General features: G+C 70.0%; 7 protein-coding genes and 1 pseudogene. 5 read left to right on the plus strand and 3 right to left on the minus strand.

The features are described from left to right. From AC07EG_RS40075 to AC07EG_RS40085, 3 genes and pseudogenes are all read left to right on the plus strand, one after another. Positions 1-183 (plus strand): annotated as a pseudogene (locus AC07EG_RS40075) (lipoyl synthase); the annotation flags it as partial. 135 nt (positions 184-318) lie between these two features. Continuing rightward, positions 319-1,065 carry a DedA family protein gene (locus AC07EG_RS40080; protein ID WP_478258514.1) on the plus strand — a complete coding sequence of 249 codons (747 nt, stop codon included), beginning with the start codon at positions 319-321 and terminating at the stop codon, positions 1,063-1,065. Positions 1,066-1,283: 218 nt separating this feature from the next. Continuing rightward, positions 1,284-2,807, plus strand: a complete 1,524-nt coding sequence (locus AC07EG_RS40085; RefSeq protein ID WP_478258515.1) for an alpha/beta hydrolase — start codon at positions 1,284-1,286, stop codon at positions 2,805-2,807. On the opposite strand, the gene AC07EG_RS40090 is transcribed toward AC07EG_RS40085, so the two are convergent. Continuing rightward, positions 2,792-4,732, minus strand: a complete 1,941-nt coding sequence (locus tag AC07EG_RS40090) for an acyl-CoA dehydrogenase family protein (protein WP_478258516.1) — start codon at positions 4,730-4,732, stop codon at positions 2,792-2,794. The genes AC07EG_RS40085 and AC07EG_RS40090 overlap by 16 nt on opposite strands. A gap of 141 nt (positions 4,733-4,873) precedes the next feature. On the opposite strand from AC07EG_RS40090, the gene AC07EG_RS40095 reads away from it, so the two are divergent. Beyond that, complete coding sequence (locus AC07EG_RS40095; protein WP_478258517.1) at positions 4,874-5,743, plus strand: patatin-like phospholipase family protein; 870 nt, start codon at positions 4,874-4,876, stop codon at positions 5,741-5,743. Positions 5,744-5,809: 66 nt separating this feature from the next. Continuing rightward, positions 5,810-7,003 (plus strand): L,D-transpeptidase, encoded by a 1,194-nt coding sequence (locus AC07EG_RS40100; protein WP_478258518.1) that lies wholly within the window; start codon positions 5,810-5,812, stop codon positions 7,001-7,003. A gap of 13 nt (positions 7,004-7,016) precedes the next feature. Here the strand turns inward: AC07EG_RS40100 and AC07EG_RS40105 are convergent, their stop codons facing one another. Both AC07EG_RS40105 and dnaE read right to left on the minus strand, forming a co-directional pair. Beyond that, a complete protein-coding gene (locus AC07EG_RS40105) occupies positions 7,017-8,498 on the minus strand; it encodes an MFS transporter (protein WP_478258519.1) in 1,482 nt (493 codons plus the stop codon). 47 nt (positions 8,499-8,545) lie between these two features. Continuing rightward, positions 8,546-11,335: DNA polymerase III subunit alpha (gene dnaE, locus AC07EG_RS40110; RefSeq protein ID WP_478258520.1), on the minus strand; the 2,790-nt coding region annotated here is incomplete at its 5' end.

Here is an 11,335-nt window from a genome sequence, read left to right on the forward strand (position 1 = left end):
GCTGCCGAGGCGATGGGTTTTGCCGGGGTGATGGCGGGTCCGCTGGTGCGTTCGTCGTATCGGGCGGGCCGGTTGTACGCGCAGACCAAGGCCCACCGCGGTGAGGAGCTGCCGGAGAACCTGGCGCACCTGGCTGCGCAGGGCCCCGCCGCCCAGGAGGCCACCAGCCTCCTGAGCCGGTAGTCGTACGTCCCCTAGCACCAAAGTGGGTGAAATCCCCTGACCAAAGGTTGACGCCCGATGGCTAGGGTCAGCACTAGCCTGATGGGGCTGATCCGAAACCACCGAACGAACCGAGGGGACTTTCACGTGGCACTGGTGACCGACATTCTCGACTGGCTGCGAGCGCTGCCGCCCGCCGGTGTCACCGCCGGGGCCGGGCTGCTGGTCTTCGGCGAGTGCACGCTGGGCCTCGGCTTCATCGCCCCCGGTGAGTCCGGCCTGTTCATCCTCGGCACCACCGTGGACAGCACGCCGAAGTTCCTGCTGATGTGGCTGGTCACCACCATCTGCGCGATCGGCGGCGATTCGGTCGGTTACCTGCTCGGCAAGAAGTTCGGGCCCCGGCTGCGGCAGACCAAGCTGGTCCAGAAGCACGGCGCCGACGGCTGGGACAAGGCGTGCGACTTCCTGCGGCGCAAGGGTTCCTGGGCGGTGCTGATCGCCATCTTCCTGCCGGTCATGCGCACCCTGGTGCCCGCCGCCGCCGGGGCTTCCGGCCTGCCGTTCCGGAAGTTCCTGCCGCCGGTGGCCGTGGGGGCCACCGCCTGGTGCGCCCTGCACATCGGCATCGGCGCCGCGGCCGGCGAGGCCGCCGAACAACTCGAAGCCGCCGTCGGCAAGGGCAGCTGGATCATCCTGGCCCTGATCGCCGCCGCCTTCGTCGCCTTCGTCCTGATCAAGCGCAAGCGCGCCGCCGCCAACGCCGATGCGGCGGCCGACCGCGGCACCGCGACCGGCACGCCCGCCACCGCCGACAGCGGCTCGGGGCCCACCGCCCCTTCGGCCACGGCCGCCTCCGCGACCTCCGGTAGCCCCGGGGACACCGACCCCACCCGGCCGTAAACCGGATCACCCGGATTGCCCGTTCGAGGCAGCTGATCGCAGCCGTGAAATCGAATCCGGCCACTCGAATGCGAATTCGGCTACCCGAACGGGCAATTCCGCCGCACGGACGCGGAACCGGCACCCACTACTCGAACGGGTGCAGCGCGGCGTGCGGAGATGCGCGCGTCCCGTGCTGGTAGTTGGCTGTTCCCAACGAAAAAATGTTGGGAGGCAGCATGCGCAGAAAACGGACCGGGCTGGCACTCACCGCGATCCTCGTGCTCGCCGCGACGGGGGTGCCGGTGGCTCAGGCGGAGTCGGTGCAATGGGCGCCCTGCCAGCACCGCCGCCAGCTGGAATGCACCCAGATCAGCGTGCCCCGCGATTACCGCCAGCCAGACGGCCCGCAGATCAAGATCGCGGTGTCCCGGTACAAGGCGACCGGGCCGAACCGCCGCGGGGTGCTGCTGCTCAACCCCGGCGGGCCCGGGTCCGGCGGGCTGGACATGCCGTGGCCGGTCGGGCAGCTGGCCCCGCGCGGGGTCACCGACCAGTACGACCTGATCGGCTTCGACCCCCGCGGCACCGGCGCCAGCACCCCGGTCTCCTGCGAGCTGACGCCCGAGCAGCAGGACGCCACGAAGCTCATCCCCTACCCGGCGCCGGACGGCTCGATCACCGGCAACCTGGCCTTCGCCGAGCAGGTGGCCAAGCAGTGCGCGGCCAGCCCCGACATCCCGCACGTCACCACCGCCAACACCGCGCGCGACATGGACCGCATCCGCGCCGCCCTCGGCGAGGAGAAGATCTCCTACTTCGGCGGCAGCTACGGTTCCTACCTCGGTGCCGTGTTCACCACGCTCTTCCCGGAGCGCAGCGACCGCGTCGTGCTCGACGCCGTGGTCGACCCCACCAACGTCTGGCGCACCGTCTGGCAGCACTGGGGTCCGGCCAACGAGCAGCGCTTCGAGGACTTCGCCGGCTGGGCCGCCGCCCGGCACGCCACCTACGGCCTCGGCGACACCGCGCAGGCGGTCCGCGACACCTACTTCGCCCTGGTCGCCAAGCTCGACGCCACTCCGTTGCAGACCCGCGGCGGTCCGCTGACCGGCAACGACTTCCGCGGGGAGGTGCGCAACGGCCTCTACTCCGACGACAGCTTCCCGAACCTGGCGAAGCTCTGGCAGGCCGCCCAGCTCAGCGACGCCGTGAAGGCCGCCGACGCCCGCGAGCTCCAGCTGGCCGAGGAGTCCCAGTCCGTGCCCGCCACGCTCTGGGCGATCACCTGCAACGAAGCCAGCTGGCCGCGGGACCCGGCGCAGTACCAGCGCGACGTGGAACGCGACCGCAAGCGCTACCCGATCACCGGCGGCATGCCGTCCAACGTCTGGCCGTGTGCCTACTGGCCGGGCCGCCCGGCGGAACCGGTGGTGGTCGCCGACCGCGGGCAGCCGACGGTGCTGCTGCTGCAGAACCAGCGCGACCCGGCGACCCCGCTGCCCGGGGCGCTGGCCATGCGCAAGGCGCTCGGCGACCGCGCCCGCCTGGTGCTGGCCGAGCAGGGCGGGCACGGCACCTATCTGACCACGCAGAACGCCTGCGGCTCCAACGCCGCCACCGCCTTCCTCGCCGCTGGCACGCTGCCCGAGAAGGACGTCGAGTGCACCGGCGACAAAGCGGCCCTGGACGCCAGGGTGGCGTCCGGACCCGAACGCGACCGGCTGGTCAAGGAACTGCGGGCGCGTCAGTTCCCGTTCTGAGGCGGCAGGTACCGGCGCGCCACGTTCTGGTGCTGTGACGCGCCGGCCTGCCAGTCGGTGATCCACGGACCGGTGCCCTCGCTCACGTCGAGCACGCCCTCTTCGAGCCAGGTGTACCGGCCCTTCAACGTGCGCGTGGCGATCCGGTGGTCGACGTCGTCGGTGTTGTCCCACAACGCGTCGAACAGCGCCTCGACCCGCAGCCGCGCCTGGCGGCAGAAGGCGTCGGCGAGTTCGAAGGCCGCCTCGCCCTCTTCGCGGTTGATCCCGCGCTGCATCTCCGCCCGCACGCAGGCGGCCGACATCGCGAAGAGTTCGGCGCCGATGTCGACGATCCGCCCGAGGAAGCCCTGGCGCTTCTCCAGCCCGGCCTGCCAGCGCGCCATGCCGTAGAAGGTCGACCGCGCCAGCTTGCGGGCGGTCCGCTCGACGTACCGCAGGTGCCCGGCCAGCGCACCGAACTCGGCGTAGGAGGTCGGCACCTGGCCCTTGCCCGCGACCAGTTTCGGCAGCCACTTCGCGTAGAACCCGCTCGCCTTCGCCGCCGCCTTCGCCTTGGCCTTGACGTCGGCCTCCGGATCGGCCAGGTCACCCGCCGCGGTGAGGTGCGAGTCGACCGCCTCCCGCGCGATCAGCAGCCGCATTATCTCCGAGGAGCCCTCGAAGATCCGGTTGATCCGCAGGTCGCGGACCAGCTGCTCGACCGGCACCGCCCGTTCCCCGCGCGCGGCCAGCGACTCGGCCGTCTCGTACCCGCGGCCACCGCGGATCTGCATCAGCTCGTCGCCGATCAGGCAGGACACCTCGCTCGCCCACAGCTTCGCCAGCGCGGCCTCGATCCGGATGTCGTTGCGGCCCTCGTCGCTCATGTGCCCGGACAGGTCCAGCACCGCTTCCAGCGCGTACGAGGTGGCCGCGATGTAGGAGATCTTGTTCGCCACCGCCGCGTGCTCGCCGACCGGCCTGCCCCACTGGACCCGCTCGGCCGACCACTCCCGCGCGATCTTCAGGCACCACTTGGCCGCACCGGCGCACATCGCCGGAATGGACAGCCGCCCGGTGTTCAGCGTGGTGAGCGCGATCTTCAGCCCGTCGCCCTCGCGGCCGACCACGTTCTCCTTCGGCACCCGCACCTTGTGGAACCGGGTCACCCCGTTCTCGATGCCGCGCAGGCCCATGAACGCGTTGCGGTGCTCGACGGTGATGCCCGGCGAATCCGCTTCGACGATGAACGCGGTGACCCCGCCGCGGTGCCCCTCGCTCTTGGGCACGCGGGCCATCACCACGACGAGTTCGGCGACCACCCCGTTGGTGGTCCACAGCTTCACGCCGTCGAGTTCGTACGCCTCACCGCCGTCGACCGGGACCGCCGAGGTGGCCAGCCGCGCCGGGTCGGAGCCGACGTCGGGTTCGGTGAGCAGGAACGCGGTCACCGCGCCCTTCGCGCACCGCGGCAGGAAGCGCTTCTTCTGCTCCTCGGTACCGGCCAGCTTCAGCGGTTCCGGCACGCCGATGGACTGGTGCGCGGACAACAGCGCGCCGATCGTCGGGTGCACCGAGGCGGCCAGCATCAGCGCGCGGTTGTAGGCGAACTGCGTCAGCCCGAGGCCGCCGTAGCTTTCGGGGATCTTGATGCCGAAGCAACCCAGTTCGGCGAAGCCCTTGACGAACTCGTCCGGGATGCGCGACTCGCGTTCGATCACCGTGCCGTCGAGGGTTTCGCAGTAGGCGCGGAGCTGGCTGAGGAACCGCTCCGCCTTCGTCTCGTCCGCCGCGGACGGCAGCGGGTGGGGGTGCACCAGGTCGAGGCGGAAGCGCCCGAGGAACAGCTCCTTGGCGAAGGACGGTTTCTGCCAGCCGCTCTCCCTCGCCTCCTCGGCCACCGCGCGGGCTTCCTTCTCCGTCACCTTGGGCTGGTCGGTCACGGCAGCCTCCCCTTCCTCGAATCGACGAGTCCCGTCAAGTCCGTTCCGGAAACTGTGACCAGTGTTACCCATGGGTAGCGGAAGGGAAACCGGCAGGCGGGCTACGTTGCTGAACAGTTCGATCGATCAGGAGGACAGCGCATGACCACGGCGGACCTGCCCCGCCCGCTCGCCTTCGTGCTCGGGGGCGGCGGCAGCCTCGGCGCGATGCAGGTCGGCATGCTGCGGGCGGTGACCGAGGCGGGACACCACCCCGACCTGGTGGTGGGCACCTCGGTCGGCTCGCTCAACGGGGCCGTGCTGGCGCTCGGGGGCGACGACCGGGCCGAGCGCCTGACCCGCGTCTGGACCCGGATGACCCGGCACGAAGCGTTCCCCGGCGGGGTGTTCAGCCAGGCGCGCACCCTGCGGCACAGCCGGACCAACCTGTTCCCCAACACCGGGCTGGCCGCCATCGTCGACGAGTACCTCGGCGAGGGCACCACCTTCGACGACCTCGCGCTACCGCTGGGGGTGGTGACCACCGACGTGGAGACCGCCGAGCCGCGGCTGATCCGCTCCGGCGAACTCCGGCCCGCGCTGCTGGCCAGTTGCGCGATCCCGGGCATCTACCCGCCGGTCGAGCACCAGGGCAGGCTGCTCTACGACGGCGGGCTGGTGGCCAACGTGCCGATGCGCCAGGCGATCGCGATGGGCGCGAAGTCGCTGATCGTGCTCGACTGCGCGTTCCCCGGCCAGCTGCCCGCCCGGCCGCAGACCATGGCCGAGGTGGTGATGTTCACCGCGATGATCAGCATGCGGAACCAGGCCGTGCTGGAGGCGCCGCTGGCCGCGGCCGAGGTGCCGGTGGTCTACCTGCCCGGCCCGCCACCCGTGCGGGTGAGCCCGCTGGACTTCCGGCGCACCGGTGAATTCACCGCACTCGCGTACGAATCGGCCAAAAAGCACCTCGCCGGCCTTTCCGTGCACGGTCCCGGGCTTTACGGGGTACCCGGCCTCGCCACCCCCTGACCGTGGTCTCCGGTAGTTTTGGGGCAACGGGAAATCCACTGCTCCAATTCTTAAAAAAGAGATCAAATGCCACCCAAGAAGCCTTTACTGTTGCTCCAGGCGGTTGCGCTGCTGCTGCTTTCCGCGTGTTCCGCGGGTGATTCCGGCGGTGCCGCACCGGGCACCGCCGAACCGGCGCCGGGGCAGCCCGTGGTGCGCATCGAACCGGCGGGCGGGCAGGACCTCAGCCCGAGCACGCCGATCACCGTGCACACCGAGAACGCCGGGCTGACCGAGGTGACCGTCGCCAACACCGCCCGCGGCACGCAGGTGAAGGGCACGCTCGCCCCCGACCGCACCAGCTGGACCTCGGCCGAGCCGCTCGGCTACGGCGCCGGCTACACGATCACCGCGAAAGCCGTTGACGCCCAGGGGAAACCGATCGAGCAGCACGCGGAGATCAGCACGCTGACGCCGAAGCAGCAGGCGGAGCCGAACCTCATCCCGGCGCCGGGCGCGGTGGCGCGGAGCGGGATCGGCGTCGGGCAGCCGATCGTGTTCCAGTTCAGCCGGCCGGTGAAGGGCGACGCGGCGAAAGCGGCGGTGGAGAAGTCGCTGTCGGTGGTCTCCGAACCGGCGCAGGAGGGTGGCTGGTACTGGATCGACGACCAGAACGTGCACTACCGCCCCAAGGCGTACTGGCAGCCGGGCACCACGCTGAAGGTGGCGGCCAAGGTCTACGGCGTCGATTTCGGCGGCGGGGTCTACGGCGCGCAGGACCGGGAAGAAACGTACCGGGTGCACGATTCCTGGGTGGCCAAGGCCGACGGCGCCACCGAGCAGATGCAGCTCTTCCACAGCGGTGAGCTGGTCAAGACCATGCCGATCTCCATGGGCAAGGACGCCACCCCGACGCACCTCGGCGCGCACGTCATTTCGGAAAAGCACGAAAGCTACACGATGGACTCCTGCACCTACGGCGTCTGCCCGGGCTCCCCCGGTTACTACCGGACGCAGGAGAAGTGGTCGCTCCGCATTTCCAACGACGGCGAATTCGTGCACGAGAACCCGAACAGCGTCGGCCAGCAGGGCAGTGCGAACGTCTCGCACGGCTGCCTCAACCTCAACGCCGAGAACGCCAAGTGGTTCTTCGACCACCTCGGCCTCGGCGACGTGGTCGAAGTGACGAACTCCGGCGGCCCGCAACTACCGGTCTGGGACCTCTACGGCGACTGGTCGGTGCCGTGGGACGAGTGGCTGGCGGGCAGCGCCCTCCGCTGAACCGGCCGGCGTGTCACCCCGAGGGGCTGTCGGCGAACACGCTGGTCTCCTTGCTGACCGCGACCCGCCGCCGTCGCAGTTCGAAGATGCCGAGGCCGAGCGCGACGGCGGTGAGCCCGGCCGCGCAGCCCATCGAGACCGCCAGCGAAACCGGGTAGTCCTCACCCGAACCGGTGACCACGGCGTGGAACACCGAGGCGAGCGTGGCGGTGCCGATCGCGGTGCCGATGCGCTGCCCGGTCTGCAACGCGCCCCCGGCCACCCCGGCCATCTTCGTCGGCACGCACTCCAGCGTCAGCGTGGTGTTCGGCGAGATCACCATGCCACCGCCGAGACCGCCGATCAGCAGCGGCAGCGCCACCGCCAGCCCGGCGTGCTCGGCTGGGAACACCAGCACCGCCAGCCCCGACCCGGCCATGCCGGCGATCACCATGCTCAGCCCGGTCACGGTCAACCGGCGTCCCCAGCGCTCGACCAGCCGCCCGGCGACCACCGCGGACACCGCCGAACCGACCGCGAACGGCGTCACCGCCAGCCCCGACTCCAGCGGCGTGAAGCCCAGCCCCTGCTGGAAGAACATCGCGAAGACCAGCCAGATCCCGGTGAACGCGCAGAAGTAGACCGAGCCGAGCGTGGCCCCGCTGGAGAAACCCGGCACCTCGGTGAACAACCGGACGTCCAGCAGCGGCGCCCGATCCCGCCGCACCAGCCGCCGCTCCCACCAGACGAAAACGGCCCCGACCGCCACCGAGATCGGGAACAGCCACCACAGCTCCCCCAGCCCGCCCTGCTCGGCCTCCATCACCGGGAACAGCACCCCGGCCACCGCCAGCCCGAGCAGCAGCGCGCCGACGAAGTCCAGTTCGGACCACAGCTCCCGCTTCGACCGCGGGGGTGACTTCGGCAGCAGCCTGGCCGCCAGCACCAGGGCCAGCACGCCGATCGGGACGTTGACGTAGAACACCCACGGCCAGCCCTCCGGATCACCGAACACGGCCAGGATGACCCCGCCGAGCACCGGCCCGACCGCGGTCGAGATGCCCACCGTCGCGCCGAACATGCCGAACGCCCGCCCGCGCTCGGCCCCGGAGAACATCTCCTGGATCAGCCCGGTGTTCTGCGGGGTGAGCAGCCCGCCCGCCATGCCCTGCAGCAGCCGCGCCACGATCAGCAGCACCTCGTTCGGCGCCAGCCCGGCCAGCGCGCTGGTCAGCACGAACCCGGTCAGCGCGACCAGGAACATCCGCCGCCTGCCCAGCGCGTCACCCAGCCTGCCGCCGGCCACCAGCACCAGGCCGAAGGTCAGCGCGTACCCGGAGACCACCCACTGCACGCCACCCGCCGACGCCCCGAGGTCCTGCTGCATCGACGGCAGGGCCACGTTCACGATGCTGACGTCGAGCAGCACCATGAAACCCGCGGTCAAGGTGACCGCCAGCGCCTTCCAGCGTCGGGGGTCCGGTTCCGCGCGGTGACTGGCCTCGGCTGTGCTCACCCGTCCATCGTCGCGCGGATCACCGCCCCCGGCTCGCCAACCCCCGCTCAGGTGCCCGCGGTGATGCCCTGGATGCTCTTCAGCTCACCCATCAGCATGGAGCTGACCCGCACCGGGTAGTCGTCCAGCGCGTACATCCGCGGGCCCTGCCTGCCGATCAGCTTCAGGTGCGCCGGGGTGTCCCCCTTGTGCGCGAGCAGGGTCGACTTCAGCTCGCTGACCACGGACTGGTCGAGCTTCTCCGCGGCGACCAGCAGCACCAGCGGCGGTTCCTCGTCCCCGACCGCGGCGTCGGACAGGTCCAGCGGCACCAGCCCGCCGCCGAACACCGACATCTTGTCCTCGCGCCAGTTGACCCGCCCCTTGACCAGCACCGCGTTGTCCTCGACCAGGTCGGCGGCGAAGATCGCGTAGGACTTCGGGAAGAACAGCACCTCCAGCGAGGCGTCCATGTCCTCCACCGTGCAGATCGCCCAGGGCTCGCCCTTCTTGTTGACCCGCCGCTCCAGCGACGTGATCAACCCGGACACCACGATCTCGCCCTCCTTCGGCGGATCGGCCAGGATCGCCGCGATCGGCTTCTTCGCGTGCTTGCGCAGGATCCGCTCGGCCCCGTCGAGCGGGTGCGCCGACACGTAGAGCCCCAGCATCTCCCGCTCGTAGGAGAGCAGCTGCTTGCGCGGGTACTCCTCGTCGCTGAACTTCAGGTGCGCCAGCGGGGACGAAGCCGCCGCCGCGGCGGCGTCATCGGGCTCGTCACCCATCGGGCCGAACAGGTCGAACTGGCCCATCGCCTGCTGGCGCTTGAGCGGCACCACCGCTTCCACGGCTTCTTCGTGCGCCTGCACCATGGACAGCCGGGTGTTGCCGAGCGAGTCGAACGCCCCGGCCTTGATCAGCGATTCGATCACCCGCTTGTTGCAGGCCACCAGCTCCGACTTGTCCAGGAAGTCGGTGAACGAGGTGTACTTGCCCTTCTCCTCGCGGGTTTTGATGATCGACTCGACCACGTTCGCGCCCACGTTGCGGACCGCGCCCATGCCGAAGCGGATGTCGTCCCCGACGGCCGCGAACCGCTGGGCCGACTCGTTGACGTCCGGCGGCAGCACCTTGATCCCGAGCCGGCGGCACTCGGACAGGTAGATCGCCGACTTGTCCTTGTTGTCCCCGACCGAGGTGAGCAGCGCGGCCATGTACTCCGCGGTGTAGTTCGCCTTGAGGTAGGCGGTCCAGTACGAGATCAGGCCGTACGCGGCCGCGTGGCTCTTGTTGAACGCGTAACCGGCGAACGGGAGGATGGTGTCCCACAGCGCCTTGATCGCCTCGTCGGAGAACCCGCCGGGCACCAGCTCGCTGGCCTTCATCCCGGCCTCGAAGCCCTCGAACTCCTTTTCGAGGACTTCCTGCTTCTTCTTGCCCATCGCGCGGCGGAGCACGTCCGCGCGGCCCATCGAGTAACCGGCCACCTTCTGGCCGATGTGCATGATCTGCTCCTGGTAGACGATCAGGCCGTAGGTGTCGGCCAGGATCTCCTTCAGGGGCTCGTCGAGCTCGGGGTGGATCGGTTTGACCTTCTGCCGGTTGTTCTTCCGGTCGGCGTAGTCGTTGTGCGCGTTCATGCCCATCGGGCCGGGGCGGTACAGCGCGCCGACCGCGACGATGTCGTCGAACAGCGTGGGCTGCATGCGCCGCAGCAGGTCCCGCATGGGCCCGCCGTCCAGCTGGAACACCCCGAGCGTGTCACCGCGGGCGAGCAGCTTGTAGGTCTCCGGGTCGTCGACGCCGAGGGTGTCCAGGTCGATGTCGACCCCGCGGTTGGCCTTGATGTTGTCGATGGCGTCGCCGATGACGGTCAGGTTGCGCAGGCCGAGGAAGTCCATCTTGAGCAGGCCGATGGCCTCGCAGGACGGGTAGTCCCAGCCGGTGATGATCGAGCCGTCGTCGCGCTGCCAGAGCGGGATCGCGTTGGTCAGCGGCTCGCTCGACATGATGACCGCGCAGGCGTGCACGCCGGCGTTGCGGATCAGCCCTTCGAGGCCGCGGGCGGTCTCGAAGATGGTGGAGACCTCGGAGTCGGTCTCCACCAGCGCGCGCACCTCGGCGGCTTCGCCGTAGCGCTCGTGCTTCGGGTCGACGATGCCGGACAGCGGGATGTCCTTCGCCATGATCGGCGGCGGCAGCGCCTTGGAGATCTTGTCGGCGATGGCGTAGCCGGGCTGTCCGTAGTGGACGCGGGCGGCGTCCTTGATCGCCGCCTTGGTCTTGATGGTGCCGAAGGTGATGACCTGGGCGACCTTGTCCACGCCGTACTTGTCGGTGGCGTAGCGGATCATCTCGCCGCGGCGGCGGTCGTCGAAGTCGATGTCGATGTCGGGCATCGAGACGCGCTCGGGGTTGAGGAACCGCTCGAACAGCAGCTTCTGCGGGATCGGGTCCAGGTTGGTGATACCGAGCACGTAGGCGACCAGCGAACCGGCGGCCGAACCACGGCCGGGGCCCACCCGGATGCCCACGCGCCGGGCGTAGTTGATCAGGTCGGCGACGATCAGGAAGTACGCCGGGAAGCCCTTGCCGATGATGACGTCGAGTTCGGTGTCGATGCGCTCCTGGTAACCCTCGGGCGCGCCGTCCGGGAACCGCCACTTGAGCCCGCGCTGGACCTCCTCGCGCAGCCAGGTGCCCTGGTCGTAGCCCTCGGGGACCTCGAAGAACGGCAGCCGGTCCTTGTGCGCGTAGACCTCTTCGTAGGACTGGACGCGTTCGGCGATCAGCAGCGTGGAGTCCGCCGCCCCCGGAACCTCGGTGTCCCAGTACTCCCGCATCTCCACCGCGGACTT

This window comes from Amycolatopsis sp. NPDC045836 (assembly GCF_056431745.1).